Below are 22,902 nucleotides of genomic sequence, written 5' to 3'. Positions count from 1 at the left end.
ATGAACCTCACGGACCTCGGCGGCCGCGTCTGTATCCTGGGACTATTCAACAGCGGCAAGTCTACCCTTGCCAACGCGATCGCAATCAAGCGATGCTTTCACGCCTGGGGTCTGCCCCCGAATTAATATCCGGCCTCGCGGTCGACCAGGTTTTCGAGCTTCTCGCCGCGCTCGAAGGCCGCCATCTGGCGCAGCATGATCGGCACCAGATGGGCGGGATCCGACGTCGCCGCCGCATGCGGCGTGATGAACACTTTCGGATGGCTCCACAGCGGGCTGGTTTTCGGCAGCGGTTCGACCTCGAACACGTCGAGGCTCGCCTCCTTCAGCGTGCCGTCGTCCAGCGCGCGCAATATGTCGGCATCCTTCTGCAGACGACCGCGTCCGGCATTGATCAGCACCGAGCCGCCAAGGCCGTTACGCTTGCGCAGTTCCTTGAGCAGCCCGTAATTGACGATGCCCTGGGTTTGCGGCGTCAGCGGCAAAAGCACGACCAGGATGTCCGTGGCGTTGAGGAAGGGGATCAGCCCAGCCTCGCCGGAATAGGTCGAAACGCCCTGCATCGGCCGCTCGCCGCGCGACCAGCCGTTGACGGCAAAGCCGAGCGACAGCAGCGCCGAAGCCGCGGCGCGGCCAAGGCTGCCAAGCCCCATGATGCCGACGGAAATGTCGCCGGCCACCCGTTGCGGCGGTTCGTGCCATATCTTCTTTTGCTGCTGGGCGCGGTAGAGCATCGCCTGGCGGTGATGGTCGAGCACCCGCCAGACGACATATTCGACCATGTGCTGGGTGAGATTGTCGGCGACGATCTTGACGATCGGCACATCGGGCAGGCCGGGATCTGCAAAGATGTGGTCGACGCCGGCGCCGATCGAAAAGATGACGCGCAAATTGGGTAGCGACTTGAGAAGATTGGGCTTCTGCTTCCACACCACCGCATAGGTGATCGTCGGATCGTTGGCGCCGTTGGGCTCCAGCACGACCTCCCGCTCGGCCGAGAGCAACTCGCGCCAGCGCTGCGGGTGGATGCCGGTGAGGGCAAGCAGGATTTTGCCTTTTTCCATTCGCGGATTTCTCTTCCCTGTTTGGCTGGCCCTGAAGCAATTCCAGGAAAAGTGTGTAGCGCTTTTCCGTCCGGAATTGCGTGAAATAGATAGCTACTCGCTGACCACGCCGGTCGGCGCCGTCTCGATCTTGAAGGCCGCCGCCATCAGCGCCCGCGTATAGTCCGTTTGCGGGCTGCTGAAAATCTGTTCGGACGGTCCGGCTTCCATGATCCGGCCATTGCGCATGACGATGACGTCATTGGCAAGCGCGCGCACGACCTTGAGGTCGTGGCTGATGAAGAGATAGGCGAGATTGTGCTTGGCCTGCAGGTTGCGCAAAAGGTCGACCACCTGCGCCTGCACGCTCATGTCGAGCGCCGAGGTCGGCTCGTCGAGCATGACGAAGCGCGGATTGAGCACCATGGCGCGAGCGATGGCGACGCGCTGGCGCTGGCCGCCGGAAAACTCGTGCGGATAGCGGTGGCGCGTTTCGGGATCGAGGCCGACCTCTTTCAGCACGGCGACAACCTTGTCGTCGCGCTCATCGGGCGAGAGTTTCGGCTCATGGATTTTCAGCCCTTCCTCGATGATCTCCGAGACCGACAGGCGCGGGCTGAGCGACCCGAACGGATCCTGGAAGACGATCTGCAATTCGCGCCGCAGCGGCCGCATGGCGCTGAAGGAAAGCTGGTTGATGTCGCGGCCGTTGAAATTGATCGTCCCGCTGGAGGAGATCATCCGGGCAAGCGCCAGCCCGAGCGTCGTCTTGCCCGAGCCGGATTCGCCGACCACGCCGAGCGTCTGGCCGGCCCGCACGGTGACGTCGATACCGTCGACCGCCTTCACATGGTCGACCGTCGTGCGGAAGAAACCCTTCTTGATCGGGAACCAGACCTTGATGTCCTTGCCCGTCATGACGGGTTTGGCGCCGGGGTCGGCAGCCGGCGGCTTGCCTTTCGGCTCGGCCGCAAGCAGATGCTTGGTGTAGGCATGCTGCGGGTTGGCGAAGATCTCCCTGGTCGGGCCGCTCTCAACGATCTTGCCCTTGGTCATCACGCAAACGCGGTCGGCGATCCGGCGCACGATGCCGAGATCGTGCGTGATGAACAAAAGCGACATGCCCTTGCGGCTTTTCAGCTTGGCGAGCAGCTCGAGGATCTGCGCCTGCACGGTGACGTCGAGCGCCGTCGTCGGCTCGTCGGCGATCAGAAGTTCCGGTTCGTTGGCCAGGGCCATGGCGATCATGACGCGCTGGCGCTGGCCGCCGGAGAGCTGGTGCGGATAGGCGTCCAGGCGCTTTTGCGGATCGCGGATGCCGACCTCGTTGAGCAGCTCCAGCGTACGCGCGCGGGCCGGCGCGTCGCGCATGCCTTGATGCAGCTGCAGCACCTCGACGATCTGCTGCTCGATCGTGTGCAGCGGATTGAGCGAGGTCATCGGCTCCTGGAAGATCATGGTGATCTTGTTGCCGCGCACCCCGCGCAACGCCTTCTCGTTCATGGCAAGCAGGTCGGCGCCGCCGAACAGGATTTTGCCTGAGGGATGGCTGGCGGCGGGATAGGGCAGAAGCTTCAGCACCGACAGCGCCGATACCGATTTGCCGGAGCCGGATTCGCCGACCAGGGCAACCGTCTCGCCCTTGGCGATGTCGAACGAGATGTGGTCGACGGCGATCGACTGCTTGCCGCCCTGCGCAAAGGCGACGCTCAGATCTTGGACGGAAAGCAGGGCTTGGCTCATTTGAACGTCTTGCGCGGATCGAAGGCGTCGCGTGTCGCCTCGCCGATGAAGACCAGCAGGGACAGCATCACCGAGATGACGATGAAGCCGGAAATGCCGAGCCAGGGGGCGTTGAGGTTGCGCTGCGCCTGTTTCAGCAGCTCGCCGAGCGAGGCCGAGCCCGGCGGCAGGCCGAAGCCGAGATAATCGAGCGAGGTCAGCGTCGAGATAGAGCCCGAGAGCAGGAAGGGTAGGAAGGTCAGCGTCGCCACCATGGCGTTAGGCAACAGGTGCCGGAACATGATGGTGAGGTTTGGCACGCCGAGCGCCCGCGCCGCGTTGACATATTCGAAGTTGCGCGCGCGCAGGAATTCGGCCCGCACCACGCCGACCAGCGCCACCCAGGAGAACAGCAGCATCAAGCCGAGCAGGATGAAGAAGCCGGGCGGCAGGATGGCCGAGACGATAAGCAGGAGGTAGAGCACCGGGATCGCCGACCAGATCTCGATGAAACGCTGGAAGAGAAGGTCGGTCCAGCCGCCGAAATAGCCTTGCACCGCGCCGGCGGCGACGCCGATCAGCGACGAGCCGAGCGTCAGGATCAGGCCGAACAGAACCGAGATGCGGAAGCCGTAGAGCACGCGCGCCAGCACATCGCGAGCCTGGTCGTCGGTGCCCAGCCAGTTCCAGTTGCCGACTACGCAATTGGCGTCGGCCTCGCCTTGCGGATACTGGCTGCAGCGCGTCTTCTTGTCGTAAAGCCAGGATGGCTTCGCCGGTGCCGGTTCCGGAATGGCGTTGTTGACCGTCTGGTAGGAGTAACGGACCGGCGGCCAGATCATCCAGCCATTGGAATTGATCTCGTCCTGGATCACCGGATCGCGATAGTCGGTGACGGCATAGAAACCGCCGAACTTCTCCTCGGGATAGGCCACCAGGACCGGAAACAGGATCTCGCCCTTGTATGAGGCGATGATCGGCTTGTCGTTGGCGATCAGCTCGGAAAACAGCGACAGCACGAACAGGAACAGGAAGATCCAGAGCGACCAGTAGCCCCGCCGGTTGGCCTTGAAGTTCTGCAATCGCCTCTGGTTGAGCGGGGACAGAAATGGCCTCCGAGGCCGCGCCGGCACGCTTTCGAACGCAGCCTCGGCCATCAGATGTCTCTCCGCTCGAAGTCGATGCGCGGATCGACCCAAGTGTAGATCAGGTCGGACAGAAGGCCGACGAACAGGCCGAGCAGCGAGAAGATGTAGAGGGTGGCGAAAACCACCGGATAGTCGCGGTCGATCACCGACTTGAAGCCGAGCAGGCCGAGGCCGTCGAGCGAGAAGATGTTCTCGATCAGCAGCGAGCCCGTGAAGAAGGCCGAGATGAAGGCGCCGGGAAAGCCGGCGATGACGATCAGCATGGCGTTTCGGAAGACGTGGCCGTAGAGCACCTTGCGCTCCGACAGGCCCTTGGCGCGCGCTGTCACGACATATTGCTTGCGGATCTCCTCGAGGAAGGAGTTCTTGGTGAGCAGGGTGGTCGTGGCGAAGGCCGACAGCACCAGCGCCGTCAGCGGCAGCGTCATGTGCCAGAAATAGTCGGCAATCTTGGCGGGCCAGGACAGCTGGTCCCAATTGTCGGACACGATGCCGCGCAGCGGGAACCAGTCCCAGAACGAGCCGCCGGCGAACAGCACCATCAAGAGGATGCCGAACAGGAAGCCGGGAATGGCATAGCCGACGATGACGACGCCGCTGGTCCACACATCGAAGGTCGAGCCGTCCTTCACCGCCTTGCGGATGCCGAGCGGGATCGAGATCAGATAGGACAATAGCGTAATCCACAGGCCAATGGAGATGGAGACGGGCATCTTCTCCAGGATCAGGTTCAGCACCGAGATATCGCGGAAATAGCTGTCGCCGAAATCGAAGCGGATATAGTTCCACAGCATCATGCCGAAGCGCTCGAGCGGCGGCTTGTCGAAGCCGAACTGCTTTTCCAGCTTCTTGATGAATTCGGGGTCGAGCCCCTGTGCGCCGCGATATTTCGAGCTGACATCGCCGGCGACGTCGAAATTGGTGGCACCGGCATCGCCACCACCGCCGCCGAGGCGGTCGTTACCCCCCTGATTGGTCAGACGGGCTATCACCTGCTCGACCGGGCCGCCCGGCGCGAACTGGATGACCGCGAAGGAAACCGCCATGATGCCGAACAGCGTCGGGATCATGAGAAGAATGCGGCGCAGGATATAGGCGCCCATCAGGCGACGGGTCCCGCGCGAACAATCATGTCAGGCTTTGCCAATCTTTGCCGCCTTGCCCTTGTCGACCCACCACAGCGCCTCGACCGGAAAGCCGAAATCGGGTTTCCGTTCGGGAAAGCCGAACATGTCCCAATAGGCGCTTCGGTGATTCGCCAGATACCAACTTGGAATCCAATCGCGCCGCGCGCGCAAGGCCCGGTCCAACGCGCGCATGGCGGTGGTCAGGCTTTCACGATCCTTGGCGGCGCCGACGGCATCGATCAACGCATCGATCGCCGGGCTTGCAACGCCCGGCAGATTGCGCGAGCCCGATACCGAGGCGCTCCGCGAGTGGAAGAAGATTTCCAGATCGTCGCGGGTCGGCGTCGCGCTGAAATTGAAGGCGGCCGAGAGCAGGTCGAAATCGAATGTCGATTGCCTGAGCTGGTACTGGGCTGAATCCACCAGGCGGATCGAGGCATCGATGCCAATGGCTTTCATGTTGGCGACCCAGGGCGAATAGACCTGGACGAATGTCTCGTCGTCGACCAGGAATTCGGCGGCCAGCCGCCCGCCCTTGTCATTGAGCACGAAATCGCCGGAGCGCTTCCAACCGGCCTCGGCGAGTAGCTTCAGCGCCGCGCTCAGTTGCTTGCGGTCTCGTCCGGACCCGTCCGATGGCGGTTGCGTCACCGCCTCGCCGAGGGTCTCCGGCGGCAACTGGTCGCGCAGCGGCTCAAGCAGCGCCAGCTCCTGCGGCGTTGGCATGCCAGCGGCCCGGAAGTCGGATCTTTCGAAGCAGGATTGCGAGCGCTCATAGGAGCCATAGAAAAAGTTGCGCCGCGTCCATTCGAAATCGAAGCAGAGCGCGATCGCCTGCCGCACGCGCGGGTCCTTGAATTGCTCTCGCCGCTGGTTGACCGCCGTAGCCTGCATGGAAGGCGTGGTCTCGGCCGGGAACTCATGCTTGATCACCTTGCCGGCGGTGAAGGCCGGAAAGTCGTAGGCCGTCGCCCAGACGCGCGAGGTAAATTCCTCGCGGTAGAGGATCTCGCCCTTCTTGAAGGCCTCGAACCCGGCCGTACGATCCTGGTAGAATTCGATGCGGATGCGCCCGAAATTGTTCTGGCCGCGGTTGACCGGCAGGTCGTTGCCCCAGTAGTCGGCCACGCGCTCATATTCGATCCAGGCGCCTGCCGACCAGCGCCCGACCTTGTAGGCGCTTGACCCCAGCGGCGGATTGAGCTGGGAGGAGTCGAAGGGATTGGCGGTGAAGAAGGCCTTCGAAAGGATCGGAAAAACGACCACGTTGAGGATGGTGCGGGCCGACTGCTTGCCGGAGAATTTGAGCTCGACCGTATGGGTATCCTTCGCCACCACGTCATCCAGATGCGTCAGCGACAGCGCGTAGTCCGGATGCCCTTTGTCCTTGAGCAGCTTGTAGGTAAAGGCGACGTCGTCGGCGGTGAGCGGCGTGCCGTCGTGGAAACGTGCCTGCGGACGTAGCGAGAAGGTGAAGCCGTTGCGGTCGTCGGAGATCGTGACGCCGTCGGCAATCAGCCCATAGACCGCGTCCGGCTCGTCGAGCGCCCGCACCATCAAGGAATCGAAACACATTTCCATGCGTTGCGGGGAATCGCCCTTGGGGACGAACGAATTCAGCGTGTTGAAGGTCTGCGGGCTCTGGTTTTGGCCCCAATTGGGTGGCGAGAAATTGAAGGTGCCGCCCTGCGGCGCATCGACATTCACGTAGTCGAAATGCGTGAAATCGGGCTTGTATTTGAGGTCGCCGAAGGCTGACAGGCCGTGCAGCTTGACGCCGGTTGGGGTGTCGGCGAAGGCGCGGCCGGGCAGCAGCGCGGCTGCCGTCGCCGCGATGCCGAGCGCCAGGACGTCGCGGCGGGGAAGCGTCGATTGCCGCCGCATCAATTGACGCTCTTGTATTTAGATGCCAACGCCTTTTCCTTCTCGGGGTCGATCCACCAGGAATCGATATCGGCGCCCCGGTAGGCGGGCTGCTTCTCAGGCATGTCGAACTTGTTCCAATAGGCAAGCCACACCACCGCCCGATAATATTGCGGAACGACGTAGTAGTTCCACAAAAGCACGCGGTCGAGCGCTTGGGTGGTGGCGACGAGCTCGTCGCGGTCGGTGGCGAAGATGATACGGTCCACTAGAGCGTCGACCACCGGGTTTTTGATGCCGGAATAGTTGCGCGATCCCGGCGTGTCGGCAGCCTTCGAGCTCCAGAAATCGCGCTGCTCGTTGCCGGGCGATTCTGATTGGCCAAGCTGGCCGATGATGACGTCGTAGTCGAAATTGTTGCGCCGGTTGATGTATTGGGTCGGATCGATGATCCGCAGCGTCGCGTCGACACCGATCTTGCGCAGATTGGCGATCCAGGGGCTGGAGATCACCTGATCCGTGTCGGCCGCGCCGAGGATTTCGAACTTGAATGGCGCGCCGGTTTTGGCGTTCACCATCTTGCCGCCCTTGATCACCCAGCCGGCCTGGGCAAAGAGGGCGACAGCCTGCTTCAGATACTTGCGTTCGGCCTGGGGTGAATCATAGACCGGCAGCCTGAATTCCTGGGTGAATAGCTCCGGCGGCAGCTTGTCGCGGTACTTCTCCAGGATTTCGAGTTCCTTGCCGTGCGGCAATCCGCTCGACGCCAGTTCCGTGCCCTGGAAGTAACTGGTGGTGCGGGTATTGTAACCGTAGAACAATGTGCGGTTCATCGTCTCGAAGTCGAACGGATAGGTCAGTGCCTCACGCACCAGCCGATCCTGGAACAGCGGCCGCCGCTGGTTGAGCATGAAGGCCTGCATTGGCTCGGGCGAGGTGGTCTTGAACTCCTTCTTGATCACGTCGCCGGCCTTGATCGCCGGGAAATTGTAGAATGTCGCCCAACGTCTCGAGCTGTTCTCCGGCTTGATATCCTGAAGCCCGCCCTTGGTGAAGGCCTGCCAAGCGGCGTTGTCGTCCAGGATGTAGGTGAAGCGCTGGGTGTCGAAATTCTCGCGGCCGATCTTCACCGGCAGCTTGGCGCCCCAATAGTCCGGCACGCGCTGCCAGACGATTTCCGAGCCCGGCTTGAAGCTGGCAATCTTGTAGGCCGCCGAGCCCAGCGGCGGCTCGAGCGTCGGCCTGGTGATGTCGCGCTTCTTGCCGCTCGCGTCGGTGCCTTCCCACCAGTGCTTCGGCAGCACGACGAGGTCGCCGAGGATCTTTGGCAACTCGCGATTGCCCTTCTGGTTGAAGTGGAATTCGACCTCCTGATCCGAGACGGCGACCGCCTCGGTCACGTTCTCGAAATAGCGATTGTACATCGGGCTGTTGGCCTTCAGCACCTGAAAGGACCAGATCACGTCTTCGGGGGTGATCGGCTGGCCATCATGCCATTTTGCTTGGGGGTTGAGCCGGTAGGTCGCGGATGAGTAATCCGACGGGTATTTGTACGCCTCCGCGACCAGCGGATGGCTGACGCTGCCTTCGTCGGTCGCCTGATCCATCAACGTATCGTAGAGCAGTCCGCCGCCGAACTCAGCAAAACCGGCGGCGGGCGCTCCCTGCACGATGTAGGGATTGAAGCTGTCGAACGTGCCGGTGACCACGGAGTTGTAGGTGCCGCCCTTGGGCGCGTCCGGATTGACGTAGTCGTAGCGCTGGAAGTTGTCGCCGTATTTGGATGGGCCGATCAGCGAGGACGTCGTGTGCCATTCATCGGCGAAGCTGGCCTGCAGGCTGGAGGCGAAGGCGAGCGCCAACGCCGATGCGAAAAGCGTGCGGAAGCGGCCAACCTTCATGCGTTCTCCTCGTCGCGGAATTTACCCACCGCAATCTAGATCATTTGACGCCGGTGGAAACCGCAAGGGCCGGCTTTGTAACGGTCCATGCAGGTTTCCTAACAGAAAAGCCGGGACGAACCCGGCTTTTCTGAGGATATCTCGATTACAAATTGTTTATTGAGCGGGCGCGGCCGGCTTGGCCGGGGCTGCGCCTTCGGCCGGCTTGGCGGCTTCGGCCGGCTTCGCCGAGGCATCAGCGGCGGCGCCCGGCTGCGGCAGCGGCTTCGGATTGTCCGACAGCGTGCGCAGATAGGCGATCACGTTGGCGCGGTCTTCCTCCTTCGGCAGGCCGGCAAAGCCCATTGCCGTGCCCTTCACGAACTTCTTCGGCGAGGTGATGAAGTGGTTCAGGTTCTCGTAGGTCCAATGCTCCTGGCCGCCCTTGGAGAAATCCTTGATGCCGGCCGAGTAAGCGAAGCCCTCATGCGCGGCGACGGGACGGTCGACGATGTCCCAGAGGTCCGGACCGACTTTGTTCGGGCCGCCCTTCTCGCCGGAATGGCAGGCCTGACACTTCTTGAAAATGGCCGCGCCCGCATCTGCGCTGGCAGTGGCGAGCAGGTCGGCGATCGGCTTTTCGGCGGCGGCGGGCGCGGCGGCACCGCCTTCGGTCGGTTCCTGCGCCTCGATGGCGAAGCCGGGCTTTTCGGGGGCGGGCGAGGCAAACAGACCGTCGGAGACGAGGCCTATCGAAAAGACGACGAAGCAGGTTCCCAGAAATCCGCCGAGCAGCTTGTTGACTTCGTTGGAATCCATACGCCCCTTGCTCCCTTTCCCGGCGGACCGTCCCGTCCACTCCGTCCGTCGGTATCGCGAACTGCCCCTAAAGGCCAGTCAAATCGGGCGGAAACTAGGTCTTTTGCTCTGGCGTTGCAACACCTATAAGGGCGCTTCCAGTGAGACCTTTTGCCACTTTTCCATCCGTGTTTTTCGACTGCTCCAAGATCCCATGTCGACCTTGATCCTGATCCCCGCCCGCATGGCCTCGACGCGCCTGCCGGGCAAGCCGCTGGCCGACATCGCGGGCGCGCCGATGATCGTCCATGTTGCCCGCCGCGCCGCCGAGGCCGGGCTTGGCCGCGTGGTGGTGGCGACCGACACGCAAGCCGTCGCTGAGGCCGTGCGAGCTCACGGTTTCGAGGCGGTGATGACCCGCATGGATCATGAATCCGGCTCGGACCGCATCTTCGAGGCGCTGACGGCTCTCGACCCCGAAAAACAGGTGGAAACGATCGTCAATGTGCAGGGCGACCTGCCGACCATCGATCCCGAGATCATCGGCGCGTCGCTGCGGCCTTTCGCGGACGCCTCGGTCGACATCGCCACGCTTGGCGTCGAGATCGTTCGCGACGAGGAGAAGACCAATCCGAACGTCGTCAAGATCGTCGGCTCGCCGCTGTCGTCGACGCGGCTGAGGGCGCTCTATTTCACCCGTGCCACCGCGCCCTGGGGCGAGGGGCCGCTCTACCACCACATTGGCCTCTACGCCTACCGCCGTGCGGCGCTTGAACGCTTCGTGGCGCTGAAGCCGTCGCCGCTGGAGCGCCGCGAGCGGCTCGAGCAGCTGCGCGCGCTGGAAGCCGGCATGAGAATAGATGTCGAGATCGTCCAGTCGCTGCCGCTTGGCGTCGACACTCCGCACGACCTCGAGCGCGCCCGGCAAATCCTTTCAAGCTGAGACATAAGCATGACCGCCAAGACCAACCGAATCTCCTTCCAGGGCGAGCCCGGCGCCAACTCCGACACCGCCTGCCGCAACATGTTCCCGTCGATGGAGCCGTTGCCTTGCCCGACCTTCGAGGATGCCTTCAATGCGGTCGAGACCGGCAAGGCCGAACTCGCCATGATCCCGATCGAGAACACAATCGCCGGCCGCGTCGCCGACATCCATCACCTGTTGCCGGAGTCGAGGCTGCACATCGTCGGCGAGTATTTCCTGCCGATCCACTTCCAGCTGATGGTGCTGCCGGGCGTGAAGCGCGAAGAGATCAAGACCGTGCACAGCCATATCCATGCGCTCGGCCAGTGCCGCAAATATATCCGCAAGAACGGCTGGAGGCCGGTGGTCGCGGGCGACACGGCGGGTTCGGCCAAGATGGTCTCCGAGGTCAGGGATCGCACCATGGCCTCGCTGGCGCCGGCTCTGGCCGCCGAGCTCTACGGCCTCGACATCATCGAGAAGAATGTCGAAGACACCGACTCCAACGTCACCCGCTTCGTCGTCTTGACCAAGAACAAGCAATGGGTGGAGCGCCCAGCGCCCGACGCCAAGATGATGACGACCTTCATCTTCCGCGTCCGCAACGTGCCGGCCGCGCTCTACAAGGCCATGGGCGGCTTCGCCACCAACGGCATCAACATGACCAAGCTGGAGAGCTACCAGTTAGGGGCCTTCACCGCGACGCTGTTCTATGCCGACATCGAGGGCCATCCCGACGATCCGCTGGTCAAGCTGGCGCTGGACGAATTACGCTTCTTCTCGCGCGAAATGCGCATCCTCGGCGTCTATCCGGCCAGCGCCTCGCGCGAGCAGTGGAAAGTAGCGGACTAGCGCCAGCGCAATTCAGGTCAGGCCGAGTCGAAAATGGTGGCCTCCGAGAACCGGAGCGGAGCGTACTTGAAGTACGTGAGCACCGGAAGCGAAGCAGCCGCCATTTGCAGGCCGGCGTCACCTGAATTTTCAGCCGAACCCCAGCGGCACGTAATCAATCTCCATAAACTTCTCCACCTCGGGCACCCAACGGTCGCGCACGAAGGCGACGTGGTCGGGATGCTCGTTGTAGCGCGTATAGGCCGCCTGGTCGGCGAACTCCATCGAGAAGCCGAACTGGTAGTCGTTCTTGGGGCTCACCTGGCGCAACTGCTCGAAATGCGTAACGCCCTTGATCCCGGTGAGGATCTTTTTCGCATCGTGGAGGAAGCGCTTCGTCTCCAGCGAATGCGGCTCGTGCTTCAAGGTGAAAACGACGGTGTGACGGATCATTCTTGCGCTCCTATTCGTTGTCGACCCAGGCGCGGATGAGGTGGTGGGCGATCGCCCCCTTCGGCGGTGTGATCAAGCCGTCGGCATGCTGCCTGTCCAGCATCGTGCGCACTTCGTCGCGCGGGAACCAGCGGCAGTCCTCCAACTCGTTGAGGTCGGCCTGGATATCCTCATTCAGCGGCTCGCCGAAGCAGCCGATCATCAGCGAATAGGGGAACGGCCAGGGCTGGCTGGCATGGTAGACGACGCGCCCGAGCCGGATGCCCGCCTCCTCCAGCGTCTCGCGCCGCACCGCCGCTTCGATCGTCTCGCCCGGCTCGATGAAGCCGGCAAGGGCTGAATACATGCCCGGCGCGAAATGCTTGCCGCGCCCCAGCAGGCATTTCTCGCGCGTCACCGTCAGCATGATCGCCACCGGGTCTGTACGCGGGAAGTGGTCGGTGCCGCAGGCAGGGCAATGCCGCCTGTAGCCGCCGGCGCGCATCTCCGAACGATTGCCGCATTTCGAGCAGAAGGCGTGGCTGGCATGCCAGGCGAGCAGTGCGGCACCCTGCGCCAGCGCGCCGGCGGCCTCCTCGTCGATCAGCCCTTGCATGTAGACGGAACGGTAGTCGATCGCCTTGATCGTCGCGGGCAATTGTTCCGGCTCGAGGCCGGCGGGCACCGCCAGCACCGGCCCGCTGTCGGAAAGGCCAAGCAGCACGCCTTGGCCGAGCGAAACCTCGAAAGCCTGGCTTTCATCCGCCTTGAACCACGGGTCGAACTTGCCGTCCTCGAGTTTGAGGTAGAGCCGGCCAGCATGCATCAGCATCAGCCACGCGGCCGGGTCGGCGAGCGCCTTTTCGACCACATCGTCAGCGCGGTTTTCGGATTGCCGGTCGATCCGGTTGCCGGCGAAACCAACAAACTGGCTCGGCTCGCGCAAGGGCGCGTCAAACAGGCGAAAGCTCATGGGGACTCAGGTATGCAGGTGAACACTGGTCAGCTTATAGCGCCGCCTTGATCGTTTCGGCAAACCGCCTGATATCGGAGCGCTGGTAGGGTTCGCGTATGCCGTGCCCCCAGACTGGACCCGGCCAGCCGGGATCGCCCTCGGAGCGGGCGACGACATGGACGTGCAGCTGACGCACGATGTTGCCGAGCGCGCCGGTGTTGATCTTGGTGCAGCCGGTCGCCCGCTTCAGGGCCTGCGCCACCATATTGGTCTCGAAGGTCAGCATCGCCTGGTCGAGCGGCGTCATTTCGTGGATCTCCTCCACGCCGGGCCGTTGGGGCACCAGCACCAGCCACGGCCAGCGGCGGTCGTTCATCAGCCTGAGCTCGCAAAGGCCAAGCCACATGAGCTGCTCGCTGTCCGCCTCCAGCCGGGCGTCCAGCGTGAATCCGGCCTTGAGGCCAGGCAGCATGGGCGTTTCCTTTGTTTTTGTATCATTCTTCAAACCGGGGAACGCTAGAGCGGCGGCAAGGTGGCTGCAAGCGATTCATTGACCGCTCTTGGCGATTTGAAGGACTTCCCGGTCTCCATAGGCCGCAGGTTCCGGCTCTCCCCTTGCATTTCGCCGCTGAATTGCCGATATGGAGCCTGGGAGGTTGGTGGTGGACGATCCACTCGCCAACCGGGTCAGGTCCGGAAGGAAGCAGCCCTAACGAGCCCGGAACGGGTCATTGTTCCAGCCTCCCGCCTCTTCGCCTTTCTCCCGCGACATTGACGGCGCCAAGCCGTGCGGGCGAGACTATGCGCAGGAATCGGCCGCCTTCCGTCGCGGTCCTGGGAGCTTTTGACGGCGAATGAGCGAAGCCGGAAATTTGGGGCCAGAAAGCCTGGATGCAGGTAAGGCCGGCGCCTATCGCGTCCTGGCGCGCAAATATCGCCCATCGAACTTTTCCGAGCTGATCGGCCAGGAGCCGATGGTCCGCACGCTCACCAATGCATTCGCCACCGGCCGCATCGCCCAAGCCTGGATGCTGACCGGCGTGCGCGGTGTCGGCAAGACGACCACCGCGCGGATTCTCGCGCGGGCGCTCAACTACAAGACCGCGACCGTCGACCAGCCCTCCGTCGATCTTTCCATCCCTGGCGAGCATTGCCAGGCGATCATGGAAGGCCGCCATGTCGACGTCATCGAGATGGACGCCGCCTCGCACACCGGCATCGACGATATCCGCGACATCATCGACCGCGTGCGTTACGCGCCGGTCTCGGCCCGCTACAAGGTCTACATCATCGACGAAGTGCACATGCTCTCCACTCAGGCCTTCAACGGCCTGTTGAAGACGCTGGAAGAGCCGCCGCCGCATGTCAAATTCATCTTCGCCACCACCGAGATCCGCAAGGTGCCGATCACGGTCCTGTCGCGCTGCCAGCGCTTCGACCTGCGCCGCATCGATGCCGGCGCGCTGGTCGCGCATCTGTCCTCGATTGCCGCCAAGGAAGGCATTTCCGTCGACGACGACGCGCTGGCGATGATCGCGCGCGCCGCCGAGGGCTCGGCGCGCGATTCGCTTTCCATCCTCGACCAGGCGATCGCCCATGGCAGCGGCACCGTCAGCGCCGATGCCGTGCGCGCCATGCTGGGCTTGGCTGACCGCGCCCGCATCATCGACCTGTTCGAGCATGTCATGAAAGGCGATGTGGCGGCGGCGCTTGCCGAATTCCGCGCGCAATACGACACCGGTGCCGATCCGGCCGCGGTGCTGACCGATCTTGCCGAATTCAACCATCTGGTCACCCGGCTGCGCTTCGTGCCTTCAGCCGCCAACGATGCCTCGCTTTCCGAGGATGAGCGCCGGCGCGGCGCCGAATTCGCTGGCACGCTTTCGGTGCGGGTGCTGTCGCGGACCTGGCAAATGCTGCTCAAGGGCATTCCCGAGGTGCAGTCGTCCAACCGCCCGGTCAGCGCCGGCGAGATGGTGCTGATACGCCTGGCGCATGCCGCCGACCTGCCGACGCTGGACGAGGCGCTGAAATCGCTGGAAGGCGCGGGGCCGCTGCCGAACGGCGCGCCGCGCGGCAATGGTGCCCCGGCAAATCCGGGCAATGGCAGCGGCGCAAGCGCCGTCGCCCAGGCCCGGATGCCGTCCTCCGCCGGCGGCGCGCAGACCATGCGTCTGGTCGAAGCGCAGCCGGTGCCGGAGGCCTTCGTTGCGGCGCCGGAGCCGGTCGCCGAGACGCCTGTCGTTCCGGTCAAATCGCTGGCCGATATCGTCGCGCTTGCCGATGCCAATCGCGACATGGCCTTCAAGGTGTTGCTGAAGCGCTGCGTGCGTCCGGTTCGTATCGAGCCCGGCCGTCTCGACGTCACGCTGACCGACGACGCGCCAAAGATGCTGCTCAACGATCTGACCACCAAGCTGCGCGCCTGGACCGGCCGCAACTGGTTGGTGTCGCTGTCGAAGGAAGAGGGCGGCCAGACATTGGCCGAAATGGAGACGACGAAGCGCGAGAACGCCTTCTCCGATGCCAGGAGCGATCCGACGGTCGCCGCCATTCTGGCCCGCTTTCCCGGCGCCAAGATCATCGACGTGCGCATCCCGGACGTACCGGACGTGGAAGAGGCCGAGGTGCCGGTCGAGCCCGCGGCCGACGACGACGAAATCTAGAGCATGATCCACGGCCGATTCCGGTCGGATCACACCTGCAAGCAAACAAAGAGGAACCACAAGGATGAAAGATCTTCTCGGCCTGATGGGCAAGGCGAAGGAAATGCAGGCCAAGTTCCAGGCCATGCAGGATGAGATCGCCACGCTCGAAGCCACCGGCCAGGCCGGCGGCGGCCTGGTCAGCATCACGCTCACCGGCAAGTTCGAAATGAAGGCGCTGAAGATCGATCCGTCGCTGATCAAGGCCGACGAGGCCGAGATCCTCGAGGACCTCATCCTGGCCGCCCACAATGACGCCAAAAATAAGGTCGAGCAGGTCATGCAGGAGAAGACCAAGGCGTTGACGGCAGGCTTGCCGATTCCGCCTGGAATGAAATTGCCGTTCTGAGCCGGCGTCCGCCAGTTAATTGATTATGAACGGAAATCGAGCGCTGAGCGCGTTGTTAACCATTTTGCCGGCAATGCTCACGAGCTCATTTCGCGACATTCATAAAGTTTTACCCAAGTCCAGAAGTTGCTAACCCTCTAGCCATCTTTTTGCCCGAAAGAGTCTCATTCTTGCCACATCTCGGGGCGGGCTGGCATCTGGACATGAGGCTTTTTTGGTGATCGCGACGCGATGGAAGACGCCGCTGCTGCTTATCGGCATCGCCGCTTCCCCCTTGCTCCTGGCCGGCTGCAGCCAGACCACTTCCTCCCATGGCATGTCGGTGTTGGGCCTGACCGACGCACTCACGCCGAGCTTTCTCACCACCCGTACCAGCCACTCGCTGAAGGACAAGGAATGCCTGCAAAGGGCGATGTTCTTCGAGTCCAACCGGTCGAGCCGCGACGGCATGATCGCCGTCGGCACGGTGGTCATGAACCGGCTGCGCTCGGGCCAGCACGGCAACACCATCTGCGAGGTGGTCGGCGAGCCGGGCCAGTTCGCTCCGGGCGTGCTGACGCGGCCGATGAATTCGCGGGCGCTGCCAGATGTCGAAGCAGCGGCGGATGCCGTGCTCAAGGGCGAGCGCAAGGCCAAGCTCAAGAACACGATGTATTTCCACACCGCCGGCCTGCACTTCCCTTACAAGAACATGCATTACACCATGGTGGCCGGCGGCAACGCCTTTTATGAGAAGCGGGGCCGCAACTGGCAGCCGCTGCCGGACGAGCCGATGGTCGCCATGGCCTCCGACAAGCAGCAGAAGATCGATCCTACCGCTCCCGTGCTGATGGCTTCGGCCGAGCCGGTGGTCAAGACGATCGTACGGTCCGATCCGGCCAAGCAGGTCGCGACGGACGCGGCCGAACCGACGCTTCCGGCCACGGCAATCGTTCCGGCGCAGCAGACCTATGTGACGGCCGCCGCGGCGCCGTCGCAGAAATCCGGCCGCCTCGTTCAAAAGCAGACGGTCGTGGCGATGCAGGAGCCGATGGCCGAACCGGACGCCTCGCGTTTCGGCGGTACGATCAAGGGCCGCTACATCACCTCCGTGCCCAACGCGCCGCAGGAAGCCACGATGGGCTTCCAGTCGACGCCTGAGAACACCGACGCCATCGGCGCGATGATCGCTAGCCAGGACCGGCCGCTCGAAATCAACTGAACCCGATTGCATTCGACAGAGGGCCCGCCATGGCAGCATGGCGGGCCTCGTGTCGTCGGGCCTGTTCCAAACCGCGCTGAAAAATCCTAGATCAAGGCGATGTCGAAGAGAATCGCCGGACCGGAAATCGAACGCCTGATCCAGCTCCTGGCCAAGGTGCCGGGGCTCGGGCCGCGTTCGGCGCGGCGCGCGGCACTCCATCTCATTAAGAAGAAGGAGCAACTGCTCGAGCCTTTGGCCGCCGCCATGGGCGAGGCGGTCGACAAGGTGCGCATCTGCTCGACCTGCGGCAATGTCGATACCTCCGATCCTTGCATGATCTGCACCGATCCGCGCCGCGATGCCGGCACGCTGATCGTCGTCGAGGACGTCTCGGACCTGTGGGCGCTGGAGCGGGCGGCAGCCATGAACACGCGCTACCATGTGCTCGGCGGCACACTGTCGCCGCTCGACGGCATTGGCCCGGACCAGCTCAACATCCGCTCGCTGGTCGACCGCGTGGCCGGCGGCGAGGTGAAGGAAGTGATCCTTGCCGTCAACGCGACCGTCGAGGGGCAGACCACGGCGCACTATCTCACCGATCAGCTGTCCGGCTTCGATGTGAAGGTGACGCGGCTGGCGCATGGCGTGCCCGTCGGCGGCGAACTGGATTATCTCGACGAGGGAACGCTAGCCGCGGCGCTCAGGTCGCGGACGGTGTTTTGAGGGAATTGGGGGCAGCTTGGAAATGACAGCATTCCTTCGCGCGCTCGCCACTGTTTTCTTGCTGGCCGCTTTGGCTTTCTTTTTCACCACCCCGACCCACGCCGCACCCATCGACGACCAGTTCCGCTCATGGCTGCAAACCGACCTCTGGCCGGAGGCCAAGTCCAAAGGCATCTCCAAGAAAACCTTCGATGAGGCGTTCCTTGGCGTGAAGCCGAATTTGAGCCTGCCGGACCTCGTGATGCCCGGTGAGACGCCGACCACACCTGAAAAGCAGCACCAGTCCGAATTCGGTCCGCCCGCCAACTATTTCGCCGAAAAAATCGTTCGCGCCGTCACCACGGGCGGGCGCACGCGCGAGAGCGCCAATTCAAGGGTGCTCGGGCTGATCGAGAAGCGCTATGGCGTGCCGGGCGAGATCGTGCTGGCGATCTGGGGTCGCGAGACCGGCTTCGGCGCGGCCAGGATGCCTTACGATGCCTTCGAGGTGCTGGGCACCAAGGCCTTCATGTCGACGAAAAAGGATTTCTTCCGCACCGAGGTGCTGGCGGCGCTCGAGATCGTCGAGCGTGGGCTGGCGCCGGTCAACGCGATGAAATCGTCCTGGGCCGGGGCGCTCGGCCAGCCGCAATTCATGCCGACATCGTTCCTCAAGCATGCCGTCGACTTCGACGGCGACGGCCGGCCCGACATCTGGAATTCGACGCCCGACGTGCTCGCCTCGATCGCCAATTACCTCGTCCATTATGGCTGGGTGAGGGGGCGCGGCTGGGGGACCGAGGTGACGGTGCCTGCCAGTATCTCCTGCTCGCTCGAAGGGCCCGACCAGGGCAAGAAGATATCCGACTGGGTGGCAATGGGCATCAGGCGCGTCGATAACAAGGCATTTCAGGCAAGCGAGATGAAGGCCGAAAGCTCTCTGCTCATGCCGGCAGGACGCAGCGGCCCAGCCTTTCTCGTCACGCCGAATTTCTATGTGATCAAGCAATACAACAACAGCGACCTCTACGGCCTGTTCATCGGGCATGCCGCCGAACGTATCGCCAAGGGCGACGCCACCTTCGTTGGCAACTGGGGGCCGGTCGGCGATCTGCACCGCTCCGACATCGCCGCCCTGCAGCGCGCGCTGGAGGCCAAGGGCTACGATGTCGGCAATGCCGACGGCCTGCCCGGCTTCAAGACGCGCCGCTCGATCGGAGTGTGGCAGGCGAAGAACGGTAAGCCTGCCACCTGTTTTCCCGACTCAGGCTTGGTCGCGCAACTGAAATAGCGGCTGCTTCATGGCCACGGACCCTGGCAAATTTTTTCGGATCGGCTGCTCCATTTAGCCGGCGCATGGGTCGACGGATCGCCGCCCGTTAGGTCCGATATGCCGTCTCGCAAAATGCATGTTGCGGAGCGGGGCACCGTCGAATAGGGAGTTGACCAACTGGACAAAAACCACGACGGTAAGTGGTCCAAGCCGTTGCCGGCTTTGCAAAGAATAATCAAACCCTGAGCCGGGAACTCAGGTCAACAAAACAGGGAACGATCACATGATGCTGGAAAAGTTTGCCGTCCGTAGCTTGCTTGCGGGTGTGGCGATGACTGCGCTTCTCGCAACGCCTGCCTTCGCGGTCACGCCCGCCGATACGCTGGTCGAGGGCTTCGCCATCGACGACATCATCTCGATGGATCCGGGCGAGGCGTTCGAGCTATCGACGGCCGAAGTCACCGGCAACACTTATGATCTCCTGGTCCGTCTCGATCTCAAGGACACCTCCAAGGTCAAGCCCGACCTCGCCGAGAGCTGGACCGTGTCCGACGACGGCCTGACCTACACCTTCAAGCTCAAGCCCGGCATGAAGTTCGCATCCGGCAATCCGATCACCGCGGCCGACGTCGCCTATTCCTTCGAACGCGCCATCAAGCTCGACAAGAGCCCGGCCTTCATCATCAACCAGTTCGGCATCAGCGGCGACAATGTCACCGAGAAAGCCAAGGCCGTGGACGACACCACCTTCCAGTTCGTCGTCGACAAGGCCTATGCGCCGAGCTTCGTGCTCAACTGCCTGTCGGCCACCGTCGCCTCCGTCGTCGACGCCAAGCTGGTCAAGGAGCATGTCGCCGCCGTCACGCCCAGCGCCGACTACAAATGGGACAACGACTTCGGCAATGCCTGGCTGAAGACCGGCTATGCCGGCTCCGGCCAGTACAAGCTGCGCGAATGGCGCGCCAACGAAGCCGTCGTTCTGGAGCGCAACGACAATTACAATGGCGAGAAGGCCAAGCTCGCTCGCGTCATCTACCGCAACATGAAGGAAAGCTCGGCACAGCGCTTGGCGCTCGAAGCCGGCGACATCGACGTCGCCCGCAACCTCGAGCCGAACGACCTCGACGCTATCGCCAAGAACGCCGACCTCACCACCACAAGCGCGCCGAAGGGCACGGTCTATTACATCAGCCTCAATCAGAAGAATCCGAACCTCGCCAAGCCGGAGGTTCGCCAGGCGTTCAAATATCTGGTCGACTATGACGCGCTGAGCACCACCATTCTCAAGGGCATCGGCGAGATCCACCAGTCCTTCCTGCCGAAGGGCGACCTCGGCGCGATCGACGACAACCCGTTCAAGCTCGACGTCGCCAAGGCCAAGGAACTGCTGGCCAAGGCAGGCCTGCCGGACGGTTTCAAGGTAACCATGGATGTGCGTGTCGGCCAACCGACCACGGGCATGGCGGAATCGATCCAGCAGACGCTCGGCCAGGCCGGCATCAAGCTGGAGATCATTCCGGGTGATGGTAAGCAGACGCTTACCAAGTACCGCGCCCGCAACCACGACATCTATATCGGCAACTGGGGCCAGGACTATTTCGATCCGAACTCCAACGCCCAGACTTTTGCCTCGAACCCGGACAATTCCGACGCCGCCAAGATCAAGACGCTGGCCTGGCGCAACGCCTGGGACATTCCGGACCTGACCAAGGAGACTGAGGCGGCGCTTCTCGAAAAGGATTCGGGCAAGCGCGCCGACATGTACAAGGATCTGCAGAAGAAGATCCTCGACACCAGCCCCTTCGTCATCATCCATCAGCAACTGGAAGTGGCGGGCCTGCGCAAGAACCTCAAGGGCTTCGCGCTCGGCCCGAGCTTCGACACCAACTTCGTCGGTCCGGTCTCGAAGGAATAGCGTCCTCGGGCGCCCCGCGTGAGCATAGCTGAAAACCAGGTGGCGGCAGGGCGCGGCAGCGCCCGTGCCGTCGCCATTCTATCGTCGCTTGGCCGCTTCCTGGTCATCGCGGTGACGACCTATCTCGGTCTTCTCGCGGTGACCTTCTTCATCGGCCGCGTCATCCCGATCGATCCGGTGCTGGCGGTGCTCGGCGACCGCGCACCCACCGCTGTCGTCGAGCGCACGCGCCGGGAGATGGGTCTCGATCTGCCCTGGATCGAGCAGTTCTACCTCTACGTCAAAGCAGCGCTGAGAGGCGACTTCGGCACCTCCGTGCTGACCACCAATCCGGTGATGTCCGACATCCGCCGGGTCTTTCCGGCAACCATCGAGCTGGCGACGTTGGGCACGCTGATCGGCGCCGTCATTGGCGTGCCGCTCGGCGTGCTGGCCGCGGTCAGGCGCGGCAGCCTGATCGACCAGATCGCGCGTATCATCGGCCTGATCGGCTATTCGGTGCCGATCTTCTGGCTTGGACTGCTCGGGCTCGTCCTGTTCTACGCCAAGCTGCAATGGGTCGCCTTTCCCGCGCGGCTCGACGTCGTCTACGAATATACCTTCACGCCGATCACCGGATTCTACCTGCTCGACTCGGCCATGCAGGGCCAATGGGACGTCTTCTACGACGCCTACCGTCACATCATCCTGCCGGCCGCGCTGCTTGGCTATTTCGCGCTCGCCTATATCAGCCGCATGACCCGCTCCTTCATGCTGAACGAGCTGGCGCAGGAATATATCGTCGCCGCGCGCGCCAAGGGCCTGTCGGAGACGCGTATCATCTGGGGCCACGCGCTGCGCAACGCCGCCGTGCCGATGGTGACGGTGATCGCGCTTTCCTATGCCAGCCTGCTCGAAGGCTCGGTGCTGACCGAGACCGTCTTCTCGTGGCCGGGCATCGGCCTCTATATCACCAATTCGCTCACGAACGCCGACATGAACGCCGTGCTCGGCGGCACCATCATCATCGGTTCCGTCTTCATCGCCATCAACCTCCTGTCGGACCTGCTTTACCGGCTGCTCGATCCGAGGACGAAGGTCGGATGAGCGCCGAGGCAATCCAGTCACGCCGCGAATGGTTGCTTAGCGACCGCCCAGCCTCACGCGTGCAGGCGAGACTCGGCCGCGCCTATGTCGCCTGGCGGCGATTTTCCGCCAACCGGCTGGCTTTGGTCGGGCTGCTCATCATCCTCGCACTGATGGTGGTTGCAGCCCTTGCCGGTGTGCTGGCGCCCTATTCCGCGACCGTGGGCGACCTGAAGAACGCCCGCCTGCTAGCGCCGAGCGCTGAGCATTGGTTCGGCACCGATGACCTCGGCCGCGACATCTATTCGCGCATCGTCTACGGCTCGCGCTGGACGCTTTATGTCGTCATCCTCGTCGCCATCATCGCCGCGCCCATCGGCCTTTTGGTCGGCACGGTCGCCGGTTACGCCGGCGGCTGGACCGACACGATCCTGATGCGCATCACCGACATCTTCCTCGCCTTTCCCAAGCTGGTGCTGGCGCTGGCTTTCGTCGCCGCCCTCGGCCCGGGCATCGAGAACGCGGTGCTGGCGATCGCCATCACCTCCTGGCCGCCTTACGCGCGCATCGCCCGCGCCGAGACGCTGACGGTGCGCAACTCCGATTACATCAAGGCGGTGCAATTGATGGGCGCCTCGTCCTTCCGCATCGTACTGCGCCACATTATGCCGCTCTGCATCTCCTCTCTGATCATCCGGGTGACGCTGGACATGGCTGGCATCATCCTCACCGCCGCCGGCCTCGGCTTCCTCGGCCTCGGCGCGCAGCCGCCGCTGCCCGAATGGGGCGCGATGATTGCATCGGGCCGCCGCTTCATCCTCGACCAGTGGTGGGTGGCCGCGGCCCCTGGTGCCGCGATCCTCATCGTCAGCCTCGGTTTCAACCTGCTTGGCGATGGCCTGCGCGACGCGCTCGACCCCCGGAGTGGTGACCAATGAGTGGCGACC

General features: G+C 63.2%; 20 protein-coding genes and 1 other RNA gene. 11 read left to right on the top strand and 10 right to left on the bottom strand.

Annotation, left to right across the window (positions count from 1 at the left end):
* Positions 1–122 precede the first annotated feature (122 nt).
* From EN869_RS21315 to EN869_RS21285, 7 genes are all read right to left on the bottom strand, one after another.
* Positions 123–1,064 carry a glyoxylate/hydroxypyruvate reductase A gene (locus EN869_RS21315; protein WP_127227681.1) on the bottom strand — a complete coding sequence of 314 codons (942 nt, stop codon included), beginning with the start codon at positions 1,062–1,064 and terminating at the stop codon, positions 123–125.
* A 93-nt stretch (positions 1,065–1,157) separates the two neighbouring features.
* Complete coding sequence (locus EN869_RS21310) at positions 1,158–2,786, bottom strand: ABC transporter ATP-binding protein (RefSeq protein ID WP_127227680.1); 1,629 nt, start codon at positions 2,784–2,786, stop codon at positions 1,158–1,160.
* The gene (locus tag EN869_RS21305) at positions 2,783–3,922 is read right to left on the bottom strand and encodes an ABC transporter permease (RefSeq protein WP_127227679.1); all 1,140 of its coding nucleotides are present in this window, start codon (positions 3,920–3,922) and stop codon (positions 2,783–2,785) included. The genes EN869_RS21310 and EN869_RS21305 overlap by 4 nt, the downstream gene beginning before the upstream one ends.
* Positions 3,922–5,016, bottom strand: a complete 1,095-nt coding sequence (locus EN869_RS21300) for a microcin C ABC transporter permease YejB (RefSeq protein ID WP_127227678.1) — start codon at positions 5,014–5,016, stop codon at positions 3,922–3,924. The genes EN869_RS21305 and EN869_RS21300 overlap by 1 nt, the downstream gene beginning before the upstream one ends.
* Positions 5,017–5,046: 30 nt before the next feature.
* On the bottom strand, positions 5,047–6,924 hold the full coding sequence (locus EN869_RS21295; RefSeq protein WP_127227677.1) for an extracellular solute-binding protein: 1,878 nt from the start codon (positions 6,922–6,924) through the stop codon (positions 5,047–5,049).
* Positions 6,924–8,804: an extracellular solute-binding protein gene (locus EN869_RS21290; protein ID WP_127227676.1), complete on the bottom strand. Its 1,881-nt coding sequence runs from the start codon at positions 8,802–8,804 to the stop codon at positions 6,924–6,926. Before EN869_RS21290 ends, EN869_RS21295 begins: the two co-directional genes overlap by 1 nt.
* 156 nt (positions 8,805–8,960) lie before the next feature.
* Complete coding sequence (locus tag EN869_RS21285) at positions 8,961–9,602, bottom strand: cytochrome c family protein (RefSeq protein WP_127227675.1); 642 nt, start codon at positions 9,600–9,602, stop codon at positions 8,961–8,963.
* Positions 9,603–9,795: 193 nt separating this feature from the next.
* On the opposite strand from EN869_RS21285, the gene EN869_RS21280 reads away from it, so the two are divergent.
* Together EN869_RS21280 and EN869_RS21275 are read left to right on the top strand one after the other, a co-directional pair.
* The gene (locus tag EN869_RS21280) at positions 9,796–10,524 is read left to right on the top strand and encodes a 3-deoxy-manno-octulosonate cytidylyltransferase (protein WP_127227674.1); all 729 of its coding nucleotides are present in this window, start codon (positions 9,796–9,798) and stop codon (positions 10,522–10,524) included.
* A gap of 9 nt (positions 10,525–10,533) precedes the next feature.
* Positions 10,534–11,397 (top strand): prephenate dehydratase, encoded by an 864-nt coding sequence (locus tag EN869_RS21275; RefSeq protein WP_127227673.1) that lies wholly within the window; start codon positions 10,534–10,536, stop codon positions 11,395–11,397.
* A 129-nt stretch (positions 11,398–11,526) separates the two neighbouring features.
* On the opposite strand, the gene EN869_RS21265 is transcribed toward EN869_RS21275, so the two are convergent.
* From EN869_RS21265 to EN869_RS21255, 3 genes are read right to left on the bottom strand one after another with little or no spacing between them, the layout of a single operon-like run.
* Positions 11,527–11,829, bottom strand: coding sequence for a Dabb family protein (locus tag EN869_RS21265; RefSeq protein ID WP_112127997.1), 303 nt, complete (start codon positions 11,827–11,829; stop codon positions 11,527–11,529).
* Between the two features lie 10 nt (positions 11,830–11,839).
* Positions 11,840–12,781, bottom strand: a complete 942-nt coding sequence (gene nudC / locus EN869_RS21260; RefSeq protein ID WP_127227671.1) for an NAD(+) diphosphatase — start codon at positions 12,779–12,781, stop codon at positions 11,840–11,842.
* A 34-nt stretch (positions 12,782–12,815) separates the two neighbouring features.
* A complete protein-coding gene (locus EN869_RS21255) occupies positions 12,816–13,235 on the bottom strand; it encodes an HIT family protein (RefSeq protein ID WP_127227670.1) in 420 nt (139 codons plus the stop codon).
* Between the two features lie 179 nt (positions 13,236–13,414).
* Here EN869_RS21255 and ffs point away from each other — a divergent pair.
* From ffs to nikC, 9 genes are all read left to right on the top strand, one after another.
* Positions 13,415–13,511: signal recognition particle sRNA small type (gene ffs, locus EN869_RS21250), an RNA gene on the top strand.
* 106 nt (positions 13,512–13,617) lie between these two features.
* The gene (locus tag EN869_RS21245; RefSeq protein WP_127227669.1) at positions 13,618–15,429 is read left to right on the top strand and encodes a DNA polymerase III subunit gamma/tau; all 1,812 of its coding nucleotides are present in this window, start codon (positions 13,618–13,620) and stop codon (positions 15,427–15,429) included.
* A gap of 64 nt (positions 15,430–15,493) precedes the next feature.
* The gene (locus tag EN869_RS21240) at positions 15,494–15,817 is read left to right on the top strand and encodes a YbaB/EbfC family nucleoid-associated protein (RefSeq protein ID WP_040993963.1); all 324 of its coding nucleotides are present in this window, start codon (positions 15,494–15,496) and stop codon (positions 15,815–15,817) included.
* A 217-nt stretch (positions 15,818–16,034) separates the two neighbouring features.
* Positions 16,035–17,018 carry a cell wall hydrolase gene (locus EN869_RS21235; RefSeq protein WP_127227668.1) on the top strand — a complete coding sequence of 328 codons (984 nt, stop codon included), beginning with the start codon at positions 16,035–16,037 and terminating at the stop codon, positions 17,016–17,018.
* Positions 17,019–17,117: 99 nt separating this feature from the next.
* Positions 17,118–17,723 (top strand): recombination mediator RecR, encoded by a 606-nt coding sequence (gene recR / locus EN869_RS21230; protein ID WP_127227667.1) that lies wholly within the window; start codon positions 17,118–17,120, stop codon positions 17,721–17,723.
* A 22-nt stretch (positions 17,724–17,745) separates the two neighbouring features.
* On the top strand, positions 17,746–18,993 hold the full coding sequence (locus tag EN869_RS21225; RefSeq protein WP_127227666.1) for a lytic murein transglycosylase: 1,248 nt from the start codon (positions 17,746–17,748) through the stop codon (positions 18,991–18,993).
* Positions 18,994–19,258: 265 nt separating this feature from the next.
* A complete protein-coding gene (locus tag EN869_RS21220; RefSeq protein ID WP_127227665.1) occupies positions 19,259–20,890 on the top strand; it encodes an ABC transporter substrate-binding protein in 1,632 nt (543 codons plus the stop codon).
* A gap of 18 nt (positions 20,891–20,908) precedes the next feature.
* Positions 20,909–21,976 carry an ABC transporter permease gene (locus EN869_RS21215; protein ID WP_127395043.1) on the top strand — a complete coding sequence of 356 codons (1,068 nt, stop codon included), beginning with the start codon at positions 20,909–20,911 and terminating at the stop codon, positions 21,974–21,976.
* The gene (gene nikC / locus EN869_RS21210; protein WP_127227663.1) at positions 21,973–22,893 is read left to right on the top strand and encodes a nickel transporter permease; all 921 of its coding nucleotides are present in this window, start codon (positions 21,973–21,975) and stop codon (positions 22,891–22,893) included. Before EN869_RS21215 ends, nikC begins: the two co-directional genes overlap by 4 nt.
* Positions 22,894–22,902 lie beyond the last annotated feature (9 nt).

Origin of the sequence: Mesorhizobium sp. M2D.F.Ca.ET.226.01.1.1, from assembly GCF_004022705.2 — a bacterium.
Lineage (GTDB): Bacteria > Pseudomonadota > Alphaproteobacteria > Rhizobiales > Rhizobiaceae > Mesorhizobium.
This window is presented reverse-complemented; position numbering and strand designations above follow the sequence as displayed.